The following is a 15,675-nucleotide window of genomic DNA, read 5'->3' as shown; positions in this document are numbered from 1 at the left end:
GAGGACGATCCGTTTCGAGCCGGTCGCAAGTCACAGCACCTTTAGGTACGGTTCACCTCCGTAGACGTATGACCGACGAAGTCGACACGACGACCTTCGAAATCGACGCTGACGACGGCACGACCGACGAAGTAACGATCCCGAGCGGACTGGTCGATCTCGTCGCCGAAGGCGACCAGACCGACGCCGAAACGGTCGGTGACGTTACCCTGCTCTCGTTCGCCAGCCGCGCCCACCACATCGTCCACCACGGCGAGGGCGCAGACGAGGACCTCGAGGCGCAGGAAGCCCGGATCATGGACCTGTTCGAGGAACGGTTCGGCGTGACCTACGGTGAAGCAACTGGTCACCAGCACTGAGAACTGAGCACTTTCCACTGAGAACTGAGCACTGAGCACTGAGCGCTGCTCGCGGTTCGGGCTGCTCTACCGACCGGTAATCTGAATTGGCAAACTGCACCTTTTCGACGGGGGCTACGTGCTGAGTGACGGGGTCGGACGATGGCGATCGGCCGTCGCTGAACCGGCTACTCGGTAACTGGTTCCGAATCCGGCTCCGCATCCGAACCCGGACCGTCGGGTTCGTCTGGTGATTGCGTCTCCGCCGGGTCATCACCATCGTCCGCGGGTTCCTCAGCCGGCTCAGCTGGTTCCTGTTCCTCTTCGGTCGGCGGTTCTTCCTCAGCCGGTGGCTCCTCCGCTGGAGACTCGTCTTCAGTTGTCGGTCCCTCCTCGGTTTCCGGTTCGTCTTCCGGTGACTCCTCAGCTGGCGGCTCCTCGTCCGGTTCATCGAACGGATCCGCTTCTTCCTCTTCCTCCGCCGGTTCATCGAACGGATCCGCTTCTTCCTCTTCCTCCTCCGGCGTCTCCGTCACATCCGGCTCGTCCGCTTCGATCGTCACCGTCGTCTCGGCGGTTTCGTTCTCGCTCGAGACTGCAGCAGTGTACACACCGGGCTCGAGATCGTCGGTATCGGCGGTTAGCGACACGACCTCAGTGGCTCCGGGAGCGAGCGAGACCGGAACGTCGTCGACGGACGCGCCGCCGATCGACAGCTCGATATCCTGCGTACCCTCCTGATCGCCGACGTTTTCGATATCGGCGTCGACCTCGAGCGGCTCGCCCTGTTCGACCGGGTCGTTCGTACCCGTGATCGAAACGCCGAACTCGGGCTCGCCGGGCTCCTCGATCGTCACCGTCGTCTCGGCGGTTTCGTTCTCACTCGAGACTTCGACAGGGTGTTCGCCGGGTTCGAGATTGTCGGTCTCGGCCGTCAACGTCACGGCCTCGGTGGACCCTGCTTCGAGTGAAATCGGCGCTTCGTCGACGGACACGCCGTCGATCGACAGCTCGATGTCCTGCGTTCCCTCCTGGCCGCCGACGTTCTCGATATCGGCGTCGACCTCGAGCAGTTCGCCCTGTTCGACCGGGTCGTTCGTACCCGTGATCGAAACGCCGAACTCGGCGGGATCGGTCGGATCGATCTCGCCGGCGGTGGCCGTCTCGGCGGTGAGCACCTCCTCGTAATCGTAGTGGCTCAGGCCGACTTCCCAGACGAGTCGTTCGTCGTCGGTCTCCGGCGTCCACTCGACGGTGAACGACTCCGTTCCGGGCTCGAATTCGTCGACCGGTTCGTCGTCGGTCGTTCCCTCGACGAAGTCGCTGTCGACGAACAGCGCGGCGTCGTTCGGATTCTCGTAGCCGAACGTGACCTCGATGGCGTCGGTATCGGTCGGTTCCGTCTCCTCAACGGATATCTCGGGGAGTTCGGGGCGGATCTCCTCGACGCACTCGCTCCCGTCGGGGTTCGGATGGTCGATTTCACCCGGCGTCGCGTCGGGTGAGGCAACGCCGGTGATCGCGGCTCCGAAGTCTCCCTCGGGAACCGTCACGGTCGCCTCGTCATCCGTCTCGTCGACGGTGAACTCGTCGCCGACCTCGTACGTGATCGTGCCCTCGAACGGCGCGTCGACGTCGTCGCCGACCGTGACCGCATACTCGCCCATCGTGTTCCCGATGCCGGCCGACTCGTAGAACGTGGTCGCCACGATGATCATGTCGCCGTCCTCGAACGAGCCCGTTACCTCCGCCTGCTGGCAGTCGACGAACTCGACGTCGAACGTCTCGGGATCGCCGTCGACCGTGTACTCGATGGTCTCGCTCTCGAGGACGCCGTCAACATCGGCGTTGTCGGCGTCGGCGTCAGCGTCGGCAGCGCTAGTACCGGCTGCAGCGTCGATCGCGTCCGTGTCGCCGTCAGCCGCGGCACCATCTTCAGCCGCCACGACGGCCACCTCGAGCGTCGCGTTCTCCTCGAGCGGCGGCTCGAGGTCGAGCGTCTCGAGGTCCGCGCTTTCGTTCGCCTCGAACGTCTCGCTTTCCGCGAGCTGTTCGTCGTCCTCGTCAGTTACGGTGAGCGCGTAGTCGACCGAGGCGTTCGCTTCGTCGACGGTCAGCGTTTCACCGTCGCCCGTCTGGTCGCTCACGTTGAGCGTCGCCTCCTCCTCGTCCGGGTCGTCGAGCGCGTCGTCCTCGACCGTGTACTCGATCGACTCGGTCTCGAGTGCGTCTTCCGTCGCTTCTTCCTGCTCGGCAAGCGACACGACGGCTACCTCGAGCGTCGCGTTCTCCTCGAGCGGCGGCTCGAGATCGAGTTCCACGCCCGACGTCGTTTCGTTCGCCTCGAACGCCTCGCTTTCCGCGAGTTGCTCATCGTCCTCGTCGGTTACGGTGAGCGCATAGTCGACCGAGGCGCTCGCCTCGTCGACGGTTACCGTTCCGCCGTCACCCTCCTGATCGGTCACGTCGAGCGTCGCTTCGGGCTCGGGGTCGTCGGGGTCGTCGACCGTCACGATCGCCGAGTCGACGATCGGCGAGCCGCCGAGCGTCGTGTAAGGATCGTCGGCTTCGCCGTCGGTCTCCGCGTACTGGAACGTCTCGTCACCGGTCGTATCGTGGTGGGCGACGGCGACAAGCGGCTGCTCGTCCTCGATCGGTTCCTCGAGGTCGATCTCGACGTCGTCGTGTGCACCCGCCTCGAGGTAGTTCGAGACGCCGATCACGCCGGCCGGATCGGCGGCGGCCGTATCGCCGTCGTAGATCGCCACGAAGCCACCCTCCGAGAGATCGACGCTGTCGACGACGACGCTCTCACCCTCGCTGTCCTGATCGGCGAACGCGATCGCCGCCTCGCCCTCGAGTTCCTCGATCTCCTCGAGTTGCTGGCTGACCTCGACCTCGAGGAACTGGCTGAGTTCGGCCTCGTCGTCGATGTCGTCGAGTCCTTCCTGAATCGCGTAGGCGGTGGCGTCGGACGCGGCGTTCTGAGTGAGCACCTGCAACTGCGTCACGCTGATCCGCTGGTACTGCACGGCTCGGGCCGTCTCCTGACAGGCCCCGCGGGCCGCGAACTGGATCTGCTCGACGGTCGCCTCCTGGTACTGGATCAGTGCGCCGCTCGCGCCACCGGTCGCGAGCTTCTGAACCTGCGTGACGTCGACGACCTGCTTCTGGATCACCGCGCCTTCGCCGGCACCGAACGCGGCGGCCTGAATCTGTTCGACCTCGACGACCTGCCGCTGGACCGCCGACTGGATCGACCCCTGCGACGCGCCGACTGCGGCGTGTTGGATCTGCGTGATCGAAACCTCCTGTTGCTGGACGAGCACGCCGCCCGCGGCCCCGTCAGCCGCAGCCTGAATCTGCTCGACCGTGGCCTCCTGACTCTGGTAGATCGAGCCCTTGGCCGCACCGAAGGAGGCCTCCTGAATCTGTGTGATCGTGATCCGTTGGACCTGCTCGACGCTGACCGTCTGGACCTGCTTCAACGAGCCCTTACCCGCGCCGCGTGCTGCGGACTGGGTCTGTTCGACCGTCACGGCCTGTTTCTGGACGAGCGCGCCCTTTGCCGCGCCCGTCGCCGCCTTCTGAATCTGCTTGACGGTCACCCGCTGGTGCTGTTCGACCTCGACGCGCTGTTCCTGCTCGAGGACGGCCTCGGTGCTCCCCTCGAGCGCACCGGCGGACGCGCCGGCCGCGGAGTGCTGAACGTGCTCTAAAGTGATCTGTTGGCGCTGTTCGACCGTGATCTTCTGGTACTGTTCGAGGACGCCGTAGGCCGCGCCCTGTGCGGCCTCCTGGATCTTCGGCGCTCGGGTGACGTCCTTGTCACCGGCCTCGCTCGCGGCGCCGGCGGCGGCCCCGCGGGTCGCGACCTGGATCTGCTCGACGGTCGCGCGTTGTTCCTGGGCGACGGCGCCGTGGGTCGCGCCCCACGTCGCGCTCTGCATCTGGCTCGCGGAGACCGTCTGATACTGGGAGAGCGCGCCGCCGGTCGCTCCGCTGACGGCGTACTGCACCTGCTCGATCTCGACTTCCTGTTCCTGCATCAGCGAGCCGTGGACCGCACCTTTCGTCGCTTCCTGGATCTGCTCGACCTCGGCCTCCTGGTGCTGGACGACCGACTCGCTCGCGCCCTCGATGGCCGCCGCTCGCTGTTCTTGTGTCACTTCGACGCCCTGAGATTGGGCCAGTTCGATCCCTTCGTCGACTCCGGCCTCGACGGCGTCTTGCTGTTGGGCTGAGAGCGACGCCTGGACATCGACATCCGCCTCAGCGTCCGCGTCCGTGTTCGTATTCGTGTCAGTCTCAACATCCGTTTCCGTCTCCGTCGTCGGCCCCATCGAAATCAACTCGAGTCCCTCACCTCCGTCTACATCTGCACCTGTGTCGCTAACATCGGTTTCACTCTCCGACCCGTCCGCAGAACCAAGATCCGACGACTCTGCGGCGGCCACCGTCTCGTCCTCGAGACTCTCGTCCGGCTCCTCACTGCCGTCGGACGGGACGATACTGCCCCCCAGCAGCGGCAGCGCCATCACGCTCGTGACCATCACGAACGCGACGGCAACCGTCGCGACTGCACCCCGTCCCCAGTTCATGGTTCGACTCCGCCGCGGATAGACGCGCTCGAGACCGACCGTCGACCGGTATCCGCCTCAATCACCGCCCACCTGTTGTTCCCACCGCCGTTCCCCTCGCAGTCCGACCGCGGCTCCCGAGTCACCCGTCGGTAGCCGCCCACTCCATCCCGTTCCGTTCCGAACCTCGTGTTCGTAGATCGCATCGGTTCTCAACCACGGGTCCGGACGGTCGCATAAGCCCCCCGTCCGTTTCAGTTAGCGATCGGACACAATCCATCATTACGCCTCCCGAGACCAGCGGCGTTGCGAATTTCGACGCGTGAAGCCATCGCTATCACTGCCCCGGTGTTTCGAACGGGTCGCCGACTCGATCACCCGGAAAATGACAGGTATCGATTTATTTCGGCGTGTTCCTGCTCCGTTGGCACTCGTCCCACGCAGTTCGATATGACGGCGTGCTGTCCGATTTCTCGGAAACCGAAGTGTTGAACAGGGTTTACGAGAGTGACGGTTCTATGGCAACGGAACGCAATTCGGTGGATCTCGTCGATGGGGACGTCGTCCGGCAGTTCGCTCGGGCGGCGATGCTCGCCGCACTGATCGGCGCGTCGGTGTTCGTTACGATCCCGAACCCGTTTTCGCCGGCACCGATCACGCTGCAGGTACTGTTCGTCTTCCTCGCCGGACTCGTTCTGGGTCCGGTCTGGGGTCCCATCTCGCTTCTGCTCTATCTGACCGCCGGCGCGGTCGGAATTCCCGTCTTCTCCGGCTTTGAGGCCGGGATTGGACCGCTATTCGGCGCGACGGGCGGCTACCTCTGGTCGTACCCGATCGCCGCTGCGGTGATCGGACTCGTGGTCCATCGCGGCACCGACCTGCGCGATCCCGCCGCCGTCGCCCTTCCGATCGTCGTCGGCGCCCTCGTCGCGGGGACGATCATCATCTACGGGATGGGGACGGCCTACGCCGCCTGGCTGCTCGAACTCGCGGCCTGGGAGGCGATCGCCGGCTTCGCCCTGCCGTTTATTCCCGGCGAGATACTGAAGATGGTCGCGGCGATCGTCATCGTCCGGAGCGGCCGGATCGAGCCGGTGCAGTCGTAATCACCACCCTCATGATCGAATTCCAGTCGGTCTCCTACGCCTTCGATGAGGTCCCCGTCCTCAGGGACGTCTCGCTCACCATCGACGACGGCGCGTTCGTCGTCCTCGCCGGCGCTAACGGGAGCGGCAAGACGACGCTGTTGCGCCACTGCAACGGCCTCCTGACGGCCGATTCCGGCGAAGTGCTGGTCGACGACACGCCCGTCGCGGAAAACCTGCTCGCCGCCCGCTCCACCGTCGGCATGGTCTTTCAACACCCTCGCGACCAGTTCGTCGCCGCGACGATCGGTGCCGACGTCGCTTTCGGCCCCGAGAACCTCGGCCTCGAGCGAGCGGACATCGATCGCCGGGTCGACGCCGCTCTCGAGGCGGTCAACATGGCCGGTCGCGAAACCGAGCGTATCGAGACGCTTTCGGGCGGCGAACAGTCTCGCGTGGCCATCGCGGGCGCACTCGCGATGGAACCCGCCCACGTCGTCCTCGACGAACCCTTTACCGGGCTCGACGATCCCGCGCGACGGTCCGTCCTCTCGCGACTCGAGTCCCTCGCGGCAGACGGGACCGGCGTTCTGCTCGCGACACACGACCTGCGGGACGTTCTCGGACTCGCCGATCGCGTCGTCGCCATGCAGGACGGCCGCGTCGTCGTCGACGAGCCACCCGAACGCGCACTCGAGCAACTCACAGGGCTCGAGGTTCGCGTGCCGACCGAATGCTGACGACCGACCTCGAACGCAATGCTCACTTACAACCCCGACGACACACTCGCCCACCGGCTCGACCCCCGCTCGAAGCTCGCGGTCCAGCTCGGGTTCGCCGCGACGGCACTGGCACACACCAGCGTCCGGGCGCTGCTCGCACTCTCCGTCGTGACCGCGTTCGTCCTGCTGATCGCCCGAGTCCCGCCCCTCGAGACGCTCTACGCCTATCGGTTCGCACTGGTCTTTCTCGCGCTCGCGCCGCTGCTCGCCGGACTCACGCTCGGCTCGCCGTGGTTCGATCTCGCGGACGCCGGCGCGTCGGGCCGCGCGAGCTACCGGGTTCTGCTCATCTTGCTCGTCAGCGCGGCGTACGTCCGCTCGACGCCGGTTCGCGCGTCTCGAGCCGCGATTCAACGCACCATCCCCGGCAAACCCGGACAGTTACTCGGGATCGGCGTCGCGCTTATCTTCCGGTTCCTGCCCGTGTTGCAGGCGGACCTCCGAACGATTCGCGACGCGATGGCCGCCCGCCTCGGGGACGAGCGCGGCGTCCTCGACCGCGCCAGCACGCTCGGGCTGCTCGGTCTCACGCGCGCGTTCGATCGCGCCGACCGACTCGCGCTCGCCATGCAGGCGCGGTGTTTCGCCTGGAACCCGACGCTGCCCGCGCTGGCGTTCTCGCGGACCGATTACCCGGTTCTCGTGGCGGCCGTCGTGCTCGCGCTCACGGCGTTCGTCTGAGTCGTCTTCTGGCCCGCTGCTCGGTCCGAGCCATCGGTATCGGTACGGGTCCGACAGCTCTCGACGCTACCGACACTCTACGCGATCGAACTGTCCTCGTCCCCCGCGGCCGTCAGATGGGTTTTCCCCCAGTCGGCCATCGCCTGAATCACCGGCTCGAGGGATTCCCCGAGTTCGGTCAGCGAGTACTCGACGCGAACCGGCTTCTCGTTGACGATCTCCCGGTTCACCAGCTGTTTCTCCTCCAGGTCCGCTAAGACGTCAGAGAGAACTTTGCTCGAGATGCCGCCGATCTCATCCTGGAGCGCGTTGAATCCGAGCGGGCCCTTGGCAAGCAGTCGGTGGAGGACCACGGTGTGCCACTTCTTGCCGATCAGCGTCGCAGTAGACGTGATCGGACACCAGTCTTCCCCCGTACACCACACTTCCAGTTGCTGTGACGTGTCACTCATAGCCGTTCGTTCGTACCGGACCGGCATATCGGTACCCCTGCGACCCGATTTCACCGGTTGCTATCCCACGGTCGGAGTCTCACCGCCGCCCCGTTACTGGTCGGTAACCCGGTAACTCACGGGTTGGCTGACGCTTATCACTAACTGGTGGTAAGTAGGTTACAGAAGGTAACCAACACATAATGTCATCCACAGCCACTTCGGACGAGGATCGGTACGAAGTCGCCGTCGTCGGCGGGGGCCCGGCCGGCTTGACGGCGGCCCTCTACGCGACGCGACTCGGACACAAGACGGCGGTCTTCGACCGCGGCGGCGGCCGCGCCGCGATGATGCAGGACACCCACAACGTCATCGGCGTCCCCGAGTCCGTCTCCGGGAACGAACTCCTCGAGACGGCCGTCGAACAGCTTCGATCGTACGGCGCGGACTACCGCCGAGAATTCGTGACCGACATCGATCGAGCGGGCGACTCGTTCGCCCTCGAGACGACCGACGGAGCCGCCGTCGCCGACCGCGTCGTGCTCGCGACCGGATTTTCGGACGGGAGACCGGAGCCGCCGCTACCTCGAACCGGTCGCGGACTGCACTACTGCCTCCACTGTGACGCCTACATGTTCGTCGACGAACCGGTGTACGTGATGGGCCACGGCGACAGCGCCGCCTCCGTCGCCATGATCATGCTCAACTTCACCGACGACGTCGACCTCCTGCTCCGCGGTAACGAGCCGGAGTGGAGCGACGAAACCGGGAGGTTGCTCGAGCACCATCCCGTCGATATCGTCCGCGAGGACATTATCGGCGTTCACAACGGCGAAGACGGCTGGCTCGAGGCCCTCGAGTTCGAGGACAGCGCGGGACCACGTGCCGCTGACACGGAGTCCGGCGACGGAACCGTCCGGAAGTACACCGGCGGCTTCGCGATGTACGGCGCCGAGTACAACAACGAGTTGGCGACGTCCCTCGGCGCGACGCTCGAGGACGACGGGACGGTCACCGTCGACGATCACGGTCGGACGTCCGTCGACGGCCTGTTCGCCGTCGGCGATCTGACCCCCGGCCACAACCAGATTCCCGTCGCAATGGGACAGGGCGCGAAGGCGGGCATCGCAATCCACACGGAACTCCGCGAGTTCCCGAAGTCGCTCGCCGAACTCGAGGCCGAGGGAGCGGTCGAGCCACGGGACGTCCCCGCTATTGGGGACGAACTACGCCGGCGGGCGAACGCTCACGCGTCGGCCCGCGGCGACTGAGCGGAGCGCTCGAGGACGACGGGAACCCTCGTGTCGAACTGGCCGGTAAACGCGAGAGGAAGGGGCAGACTCGAAAGGAGACGACGTAACGAGCCCGCGACGCCGTCAATCCGGCGCTCGCTCGGCCGATTACCGCAACGTTCCGCCGAGTACCTTCGCGGCCACGAGCACGGGATCCCACGTCGTGTTAAAGGGTGGCGCGTACGCGAGGTCGTAGTTCTCGAGTTCGAAGACCGTCGTCTCCTCCTCGAGGGCGCCGACGATCGCGTGGCTGCGGTGGACGGCGCCCTCACCGTACTCGCTGACGAGGCTCGCACCGAGGACGCGCCCGGAGTCGCGATCGGCGGTCAGCGTGACGGTGACGGTGCCGCCGCCGGGATAGTAGCCCGCCCGCGAGTTGGCGTCGATCGTCTCGGAAACGGGCTCGTACCCGGCCGCCCGCGCCTCCTCGTGATCGATGATCCCGGTTCGAGCCGCCTCGAGATCGAACGCCTTGACGGCCGCCGTCCCGGCGATATCGCCGCCCTCGGTCGGCGTTCCGGCAACGGTCTGTCCGACCGCGCGGCCGTGGCGGTTGGCGGTCAGGGCCAACGGGACGTACGCCGGCTCACCCGTAACGGTGTGGACCGCCTCCGCGCAGTCACCCGCAGCGTAGACGTCGGGCAGATTCGTCTCGCGATAGGCGTCGGTCGCGACCGCTCCCGTCGGACCCAGTTCGATTCCGGCGTCCTCGGCCAGCCCCGTTCGCGGTCGAACGCCGGTTCCGAGCAACACCATCTCGACCGTGATCCGATCGTCGTCGGTGACGACGGCCTCGACGGACTCCTCGCCGGTCAGTTCCCAGACCTCGGCCCCGAGTCGCAGCGTCACGTCCTCCTCGCGGAGGTGGTCGGCGACCGCCTCGCTCGTCGCCTCGCTGAACCCCTTTAGTACGCGGTCGCCGCGCTGGAACAGCGTCACCTCGAACCCGTTCGCCGCCAGCGCTTCGGCCATCTCGATACCGATGTAGCCGCCGCCGACAATCCCGACGGGGCCGGTACAGTCCTCGAGGTACCGACAGGCCGGCCCGCGATCCGGCTGCTGGAGCGACTCGCCGCTGCGCGTTCGAGCGACGTACTCGCGGAGCTCCTTCCCGTCGCTCATCGAGCCGAGCGTGTAGACACCCTCGCGGTCGGTGCCGTCGATCGGCGGCACCACCGCCTCGGCTCCGACCGCCAACAGCAGGTGGTCGTACGGCTGGACGACCGTGCCGGAATCGGAATCGGACTCCGACTTCGACTCGGCGGTAACCGTCTGCTCGTCCGGATCGATCGCGACCACGTCGTGGCCCGTCCGCAGATCGATGTCGCGTTCGTCCCGAAACTCCTCGGGCGTCACCGAAACGAGCGTTTCGAGGGACTGAATTTCCCCTTTTACGTAGTAGGGGAGCCCGCAGGCACCGTAGGACACCCACTCTCCCTTCTCGAAGACGACGACCTCGAGGTCGGGGTCGTCGCGTTTGGCCTTGCTCGCGGCCGACATTCCCGCTGCATCGCCACCGACGACGACGAACGTGTCGGTCATCGGCTTAGATCCTCACGGACGCGATTTTGATCGCCATCACAATTACCATCACGATGATACCGACTCCCGAACTTGCTCGCCGGCTTCGGTAAGCGAGTACACCGATTGACGGGCATCCCTGAACGACACCTGTCCTTCGACTAACTCCGCCGTTTCCAACCGAGTGAGGGCGAATCGGACGGTGCGTTTCGGTAACATCGTCTCTTCGGCGAGTTCCTGTTGGGTGAGCGACCCGTTGTAGTCGAGCACTTTGTACACGAGTTTGGCACTCGGCGGCGAGTCGGATAATGTCTCTGTCGGTGGTGCCATCGAACGTTGCTTCGATTCGGTTCGTTGTAAATCGTTGCGCGCATGTGCACCGTGTACCGGTGAACGACGGTGATTCGACGGCGACTCGTGTCTCCGCGTTCTCCGTTCACTGGAGGCAGAAACGCCGATGCCTCCAAGCGAATCTCAGTCGAGCCGGATTACCAGACTGCTCGTCCGAGCCAGCCCGGAATCTCCGTCTCGAGGACGAAACGAGTACGGAAGTGTGTCGCCGTTCGGCACGATCATACCACACCGAGACCGTGATCGGTCGTGCACGGAGCGAGCGGCGGAGAGATACCGATCTGCTCGACGGCCACACCAACAGCGCACCCACGATCGGTGGAACAGTTCTCGGTAAGTTTAACAGGTAATTGACCCACTAACTGATATATGACCACACGGGACGTCTTCTGGTCGATTTATCGCGAAGCGCTCCCTATCCTGCTGATCGCACTCGGCGGCGGGCTCTTTGCCGGGCTCGTCCTCGAGGGGATCCTGGAAAGCGTCGAGCGATTCCCCGGGCTTCTGGTAATGGTACCCGTCTTTCTGGCGACGCGGGGCAACGTCTACGGCGCGCTGGGCGGACGCATCTCGAGCGGACTCCACCAGGGGCTGATTCCGCCGCGATTCGAGCGGAACGAGCGACTGATCAACGCGGTGGTGGCCTCCTTTATCAACGGCATCGGGATCTCGATCGTTATCGGCGTGATTACCTGGATCGCGTTGCTGGTGATCGGCTGGGAAGTCGCCGCCGTCTACGAACTCGTCGGGATCATGCTGATCGCCGGCGTGTTAACCTCGGTCGTCTTGATTCTGGGTTTGTTGGCGCTGATCTTCACCGGCTACAAGTACGGCTACGATCCCGACAACCTCGTCGGCCCCATCGTAACGACGCTCGGTGATATTTTCGGCATGCTCTTCTTACTGTTCGCGATCGGCCTCGTCGAGGTGATCGTCTGATGGTCGCCCCCAGCGGTGGCTCGCTCGGATCGTGGGACACGAAGACCATCGTCACCAACATGTTCCCCCTGCTGATCGTCCTCTCGATCATCGTCCTCGCCGCCGGCATCACCCTCGAAGACGCCGAGGAGATGCTCAACGAGTACGGACTGCTGGCGGTGATGGTGCCGACGATGGTCGACATGGGCGGCAATCTCGGCGCGATCCTGAGTTCGCGGCTTTCGACCCGGTTTCACCTCGGAACGACGGAACTCGATCCGCGGGATCGAGTGCTCTGGGGGAACGTCGCCGCGATTCTGGCGCTGGCGGCGACGATCTTCACCGCCCTGGCGCTCGGCGCGTACGCGCTGGGCGTGCTCTTCGGGTTTGCGCTCCCGCTCTCGACGCTGCTGGTCATCTCGCTGGTCAGCGGCATGTCGGTCGCGGTTATCGCCATCGTGTTCAGTTTCGCCGCCACCTACGCCTCCTACCGACTGGGGATCGACCCCGACGACACGACGATTCCGATCGTCACCAACGTCGTCGACGTCTGCGGGATGGTCATCTTCATCGGCGTCTCGGCGCTCGTCCTCGGCTTCTAATACCGGCCGAGTTGGCGGGATACGACCGATACGGACTGCCGTACCGATGTATGGCCCCAACCACGGCCACCGTAGTTGCACCGGTACTGGCGTACGGTAGACTGTCTGAACCACGACTCGAGACCGACCGATCTCGTGACGTCTTCGATGTGATTCGCACGGATCATTTTTGTCGTTGTACGAACAATAGGAGACTATGACACAGCAGGTTCTCGTTCCCGTCGATGGCTCCGACCCCGCCCGGAGTGCAGCGGCTCACGCCGTCGAACAGTTTCCGAACGCCGAGATCACGCTCTTGTACGTCATCGATCCGAAGAGCGAGTACAGCAGGACTCGTTCGTATCCCGGCTACACGGGCGACGACGAGTTCACGAACGAACGGGAAAAGGCCGAACACATCCTCGAGTCGGTCCGTAACGAGCTTCCATCCGGCATCGATGTCCGTTCCGAAATCGAGGGCGGAAACCCCGCTCGAACGATCGTCGCCTACAGCGACGACAACGATGTGAGTCACGTCGTCATCGGAAGCCACGGCAGACAGGGGCCTGCCCGCTACTTGCTCGGGAGCGTTGCGGAGACGGTGGTTCGGCGATCTGCCGTGCCAGTGACCGTTATCCGTTCCGAGTAGCGAGCGGACGACACGAAGCTTAGGCTACTGCTAGTTCTTCGAAAGCGGTGGCGGCCGTCCGCGTCCCCTTCGAGATGAGGATATCTCCGCCCCGAACCTCGGCGTCGGCGTCCCCGACCAGAACCCATCCCTCCTCGGGTCGGCGAATCGCGATCACCGACATCGTCGACTCCGTGTCCGGAACGCCGGCCGTGATCGCCGTCCCGTCGAGGTCGCTATTTGATTCGACCTCGACGCGGGTGATGATCTCGTCGCTCTCCTCGACGGCCATCTGGACGACCGGGTGAACGTCGATATTCCGGAGCACGCCCTCGCTGATGTCGACTGCAGCGTCACTGATGACCTCCGTCGCACTGCCGAGGTGGATCAGCCCGCGAAGGGAGACCGGATCCGATGCGTCCGCGGCCGCCCGCAGCGTCCACGCCTCGAACCGCGATTCCAGCGCGTCGACTTCCACCTCGAGGTTCCGAACTTCTTCGGCGAGTGCGTCGCTGTCGAAGAGCACGGCGCTGTAGGCCAGATCGACCGCCAGCTCCGAGAGGTTCTTCATGTGAACGATCGTGTCCACCGCCCGCTCGAGGTCGTCGATGTCGGGTGATTCTGCGACCGGTGGCTCGTAAGCCGTTCCGGTCAACGACTCGTAGACATCACCGATCACGACGTCGGGGCCGCGCAAGAGCGCGACGTCGTCGGCCTCGATCCGAGTCGTCGGACCGGGGTTGAGCAGCCAGTCGTCGCCACGGCGAAGCGCGATCACGCGTACGCCCGTCTCCGACTCGAGATCGATCTCCTCGAGCGTTTGACCTGCGTACTCGGAGTTCGTATTGACGACCCCGCGAACGAGCGTTTCGACGGCCTCGGGCAGCGCCGCACGCATGGCCTCCGGCAGACCAATATCCTCGAGGACGACCTTCGCGATGTCGCCCGCAGCGTCGCTGATGTCGTCGGCGGCGGTGACGATGCCCAGCACCGGCGCGAGCTGTTCGGCGTCTTCGGGGCTTCTAACGGCCATCATCAGTCCCATCCGGGCTCGCATCTCGAGGACGTCCATCCGTTCCTCGAGCCGGAGGACTTCTTCGGCGATTTCCTCGCTCGAAAGGAGGACGGCGGAGTAGGAGAGATCGATCAGCAGTTCCGCGGTGTCTTTCATCTCGACAAGTACGTCTTTGACGTTGACGGGTTCGTACTCGATCGGGGCTGATGATGCTTCGCCCTCGAACTGGTTCATGAACTGAGATACCCACTCCCGTGAGAAAAGGGTTTCCCGCGTCCGGACCGCTAGTCGACGCCGTTACGCTGGATCGATCGCCGGCAGCGTCACCGTGAACGTCGCCCCCTTGCCGGGTTCGCTTTCGATCCAGATCTCGCCGACGTGGCGTTCGACAATCCGCTGAGAGAGTGCCAACCCGATCCCAATTCCCTCGTCCTCCTCGCGACTGGCGATCCTCCCGCGATCGCTCCAGCAGCTACCGTCGATGTTGATAAGGCGGTCCAAATTGTAATGATTCGACACACTCGGTCACCGATCGGGTATCATCTGAGGAAAGTTGTCCGTATAATTCGCCTTGAGGGAAAGAGGTATGAAACGAAATTAAGATGTGGCTGAATCTAGAAACGCGGAACATGGAACGGCGGGGATTCCTGGGCTTCATCGGTTTTTCAGCGAGTGGTTTCGGACCGGTACTGATTGCTGGATGCGTATCAGATGAGTCGGAACCCGTTGGTATCGGGGAGATCGCGATTAACAATAGGCGGAAAACTGCTGTGGAAGTAGCTCTTACGATTACGAAAAACGGGACGCCCATGCTCGAAAAACGGTATCCGATTGCGCCACTCGAAGACAACATCGCTGGTGGGGTTACGATCCAGGAAGAGTGGATGGGCGAGCGCGCCGAGTACGAAATTACGGTAACTGTGGACGGACTCGAGACTGAGACGTTCAACTCGCAGGAATTCGCCGATGAACAGGAATATCCATACGACTGTACGCCACTCCTGATCAATATCGATGGGAGCGGGTTTGGACGGGAGAGTATCAGTGTCTGGCACACCAGATCCGGTGACGGTTGCTAACATGAGAACGCCGTCACCCACCTCGAGGGCCATCCAAGGGATCGTTGCGACTTAGCGAAAGGATAGCACCGACTTTTCGTCGGAGTACGACAGCGAGGAACGCTCCGAACGCAAACGAGAGCCGATATCTGACTACAGTAGCAACTGCAACTAGTTACACTCTGATTCACTTCGTTCCAAACCGCGCTCGTTCCGAACCGTACCCCATCGTGCGCTCAGGTGTGCATTAGCTTGCAGCGGCTACTATAGCAAGCGTACAGAGTCTAACGGGTAGCGGTTATGAACAACAAACAAGGTGGTCGAGGGATTTGAACCGCGGTCGCAGCGAGGCTGCTCCCTGATTCAAATCCCTCCAGTTGCTCTTTCGCTCCTCACATCCGTTCGTCGCAGAAA

14 protein-coding genes and 1 pseudogene are annotated in these 15,675 nt (G+C 64.1%); 9 read left to right on the top strand and 6 right to left on the bottom strand.

Annotated features, from left to right (window positions below; all coding sequences use genetic code 11):
* The first annotated feature begins 68 nt into the window (after nucleotides 1-68).
* Nucleotides 69-359: a DUF7545 family protein gene (locus tag GS429_RS08610; protein ID WP_160064593.1), complete on the top strand. Its 291-nt coding sequence runs from the start codon at nucleotides 69-71 to the stop codon at nucleotides 357-359.
* 167 nt (nucleotides 360-526) lie between these two features.
* Here GS429_RS08610 and GS429_RS08605 read toward each other — a convergent pair whose 3' ends face one another.
* On the bottom strand, nucleotides 527-4,939 hold the full coding sequence (locus GS429_RS08605) for a DUF7282 domain-containing protein (protein ID WP_160064591.1): 4,413 nt from the start codon (nucleotides 4,937-4,939) through the stop codon (nucleotides 527-529).
* Nucleotides 4,940-5,436: 497 nt separating this feature from the next.
* Here GS429_RS08605 and GS429_RS08600 point away from each other — a divergent pair, with 497 nt between their 5' ends.
* From GS429_RS08600 to GS429_RS08590, 3 genes are read left to right on the top strand one after another with little or no spacing between them, the layout of a single operon-like run.
* Nucleotides 5,437-6,024 (top strand): biotin transporter BioY, encoded by a 588-nt coding sequence (locus tag GS429_RS08600; RefSeq protein WP_160064589.1) that lies wholly within the window; start codon nucleotides 5,437-5,439, stop codon nucleotides 6,022-6,024.
* 11 nt (nucleotides 6,025-6,035) lie between these two features.
* On the top strand, nucleotides 6,036-6,743 hold the full coding sequence (locus tag GS429_RS08595) for an energy-coupling factor ABC transporter ATP-binding protein (RefSeq protein ID WP_160064587.1): 708 nt from the start codon (nucleotides 6,036-6,038) through the stop codon (nucleotides 6,741-6,743).
* Nucleotides 6,744-6,761: 18 nt separating this feature from the next.
* Entirely contained in the window at nucleotides 6,762-7,466 is a 705-nt protein-coding gene (locus GS429_RS08590) for an energy-coupling factor transporter transmembrane component T family protein (RefSeq protein ID WP_160064585.1), read from the top strand.
* A gap of 77 nt (nucleotides 7,467-7,543) precedes the next feature.
* Here GS429_RS08590 and GS429_RS08585 read toward each other — a convergent pair whose 3' ends face one another.
* Complete coding sequence (locus GS429_RS08585; RefSeq protein ID WP_160064583.1) at nucleotides 7,544-7,918, bottom strand: winged helix-turn-helix transcriptional regulator; 375 nt, start codon at nucleotides 7,916-7,918, stop codon at nucleotides 7,544-7,546.
* A gap of 182 nt (nucleotides 7,919-8,100) precedes the next feature.
* Here GS429_RS08585 and GS429_RS08580 point away from each other — a divergent pair, with 182 nt between their 5' ends.
* Nucleotides 8,101-9,168 carry an NAD(P)/FAD-dependent oxidoreductase gene (locus GS429_RS08580; protein ID WP_160064581.1) on the top strand — a complete coding sequence of 356 codons (1,068 nt, stop codon included), beginning with the start codon at nucleotides 8,101-8,103 and terminating at the stop codon, nucleotides 9,166-9,168.
* Nucleotides 9,169-9,297: 129 nt separating this feature from the next.
* Here the strand turns inward: GS429_RS08580 and GS429_RS08575 are convergent, their stop codons facing one another.
* Together GS429_RS08575 and GS429_RS08570 are read right to left on the bottom strand one after the other, a co-directional pair.
* The gene (locus GS429_RS08575; protein WP_160064579.1) at nucleotides 9,298-10,731 is read right to left on the bottom strand and encodes an FAD-dependent oxidoreductase; all 1,434 of its coding nucleotides are present in this window, start codon (nucleotides 10,729-10,731) and stop codon (nucleotides 9,298-9,300) included.
* A 48-nt stretch (nucleotides 10,732-10,779) separates the two neighbouring features.
* Nucleotides 10,780-11,040 carry a MarR family winged helix-turn-helix transcriptional regulator gene (locus tag GS429_RS08570; protein ID WP_160064577.1) on the bottom strand — a complete coding sequence of 87 codons (261 nt, stop codon included), beginning with the start codon at nucleotides 11,038-11,040 and terminating at the stop codon, nucleotides 10,780-10,782.
* A 390-nt stretch (nucleotides 11,041-11,430) separates the two neighbouring features.
* Between GS429_RS08570 and GS429_RS08565 the strand changes: the two genes are divergently transcribed.
* The 3 genes from GS429_RS08565 to GS429_RS08555 all read left to right on the top strand — a co-directional run bounded on the left by GS429_RS08565 (nucleotide 11,431) and on the right by GS429_RS08555 (nucleotide 13,209).
* Nucleotides 11,431-12,000 (top strand): magnesium transporter, encoded by a 570-nt coding sequence (locus GS429_RS08565; RefSeq protein WP_160064575.1) that lies wholly within the window; start codon nucleotides 11,431-11,433, stop codon nucleotides 11,998-12,000.
* On the top strand, nucleotides 12,000-12,581 hold the full coding sequence (locus tag GS429_RS08560; RefSeq protein WP_160064573.1) for a magnesium transporter: 582 nt from the start codon (nucleotides 12,000-12,002) through the stop codon (nucleotides 12,579-12,581). The genes GS429_RS08565 and GS429_RS08560 overlap by 1 nt, the downstream gene beginning before the upstream one ends.
* A 196-nt stretch (nucleotides 12,582-12,777) precedes the next feature.
* Nucleotides 12,778-13,209 carry a universal stress protein gene (locus GS429_RS08555; RefSeq protein WP_160064571.1) on the top strand — a complete coding sequence of 144 codons (432 nt, stop codon included), beginning with the start codon at nucleotides 12,778-12,780 and terminating at the stop codon, nucleotides 13,207-13,209.
* Between the two features lie 19 nt (nucleotides 13,210-13,228).
* On the opposite strand, the gene GS429_RS08550 is transcribed toward GS429_RS08555, so the two are convergent.
* Nucleotides 13,229-14,437 carry a potassium channel family protein gene (locus GS429_RS08550; RefSeq protein WP_160064569.1) on the bottom strand — a complete coding sequence of 403 codons (1,209 nt, stop codon included), beginning with the start codon at nucleotides 14,435-14,437 and terminating at the stop codon, nucleotides 13,229-13,231.
* 63 nt (nucleotides 14,438-14,500) lie between these two features.
* A pseudogene (locus tag GS429_RS08545) lies at nucleotides 14,501-14,656 on the bottom strand (ATP-binding protein); the annotation flags it as partial.
* A gap of 176 nt (nucleotides 14,657-14,832) precedes the next feature.
* On the opposite strand from GS429_RS08545, the gene GS429_RS08540 reads away from it, so the two are divergent.
* Nucleotides 14,833-15,282: a hypothetical protein gene (locus tag GS429_RS08540; RefSeq protein WP_160064565.1), complete on the top strand. Its 450-nt coding sequence runs from the start codon at nucleotides 14,833-14,835 to the stop codon at nucleotides 15,280-15,282.
* The last annotated feature ends 393 nt before the right edge of the window (nucleotides 15,283-15,675 follow it).

The organism is Natronorubrum halalkaliphilum, assembly GCF_009834785.1.
Classification (GTDB): Archaea; Halobacteriota; Halobacteria; order Halobacteriales; family Natrialbaceae; genus Natronorubrum; species Natronorubrum halalkaliphilum.
The sequence above is the reverse complement of the archived record's forward strand: the minus strand, read 5'-3'. Positions and strand labels throughout refer to the sequence as shown.

Excerpts from the sequence above, each read along its gene's own strand:
- GS429_RS08550 (WP_160064569.1), bottom strand. The coding sequence starts at position 14,437 with ATGAACCAGTTCGAGGGCGAAGCATCATCAGCCCCGATCGAGTACGAA.
- GS429_RS08595 (WP_160064587.1), top strand. The coding sequence starts at position 6,036 with ATGATCGAATTCCAGTCGGTCTCCTACGCCTTCGATGAGGTCCCCGTC.
- GS429_RS08560 (WP_160064573.1), top strand. The coding sequence starts at position 12,000 with ATGGTCGCCCCCAGCGGTGGCTCGCTCGGATCGTGGGACACGAAGACC.
- GS429_RS08565 (WP_160064575.1), top strand. The coding sequence starts at position 11,431 with ATGACCACACGGGACGTCTTCTGGTCGATTTATCGCGAAGCGCTCCCT.
- GS429_RS08585 (WP_160064583.1), bottom strand. The coding sequence starts at position 7,918 with ATGAGTGACACGTCACAGCAACTGGAAGTGTGGTGTACGGGGGAAGAC.
- GS429_RS08575 (WP_160064579.1), bottom strand. The coding sequence starts at position 10,731 with ATGACCGACACGTTCGTCGTCGTCGGTGGCGATGCAGCGGGAATGTCG.
- GS429_RS08540 (WP_160064565.1), top strand. The coding sequence starts at position 14,833 with ATGGAACGGCGGGGATTCCTGGGCTTCATCGGTTTTTCAGCGAGTGGT.
- GS429_RS08580 (WP_160064581.1), top strand. The coding sequence starts at position 8,101 with ATGTCATCCACAGCCACTTCGGACGAGGATCGGTACGAAGTCGCCGTC.
- GS429_RS08610 (WP_160064593.1), top strand. The coding sequence starts at position 69 with ATGACCGACGAAGTCGACACGACGACCTTCGAAATCGACGCTGACGAC.
- GS429_RS08605 (WP_160064591.1), bottom strand. The coding sequence starts at position 4,939 with ATGAACTGGGGACGGGGTGCAGTCGCGACGGTTGCCGTCGCGTTCGTG.
- GS429_RS08570 (WP_160064577.1), bottom strand. The coding sequence starts at position 11,040 with ATGGCACCACCGACAGAGACATTATCCGACTCGCCGCCGAGTGCCAAA.
- GS429_RS08555 (WP_160064571.1), top strand. The coding sequence starts at position 12,778 with ATGACACAGCAGGTTCTCGTTCCCGTCGATGGCTCCGACCCCGCCCGG.
- GS429_RS08590 (WP_160064585.1), top strand. The coding sequence starts at position 6,762 with ATGCTCACTTACAACCCCGACGACACACTCGCCCACCGGCTCGACCCC.
- GS429_RS08600 (WP_160064589.1), top strand. The coding sequence starts at position 5,437 with ATGGCAACGGAACGCAATTCGGTGGATCTCGTCGATGGGGACGTCGTC.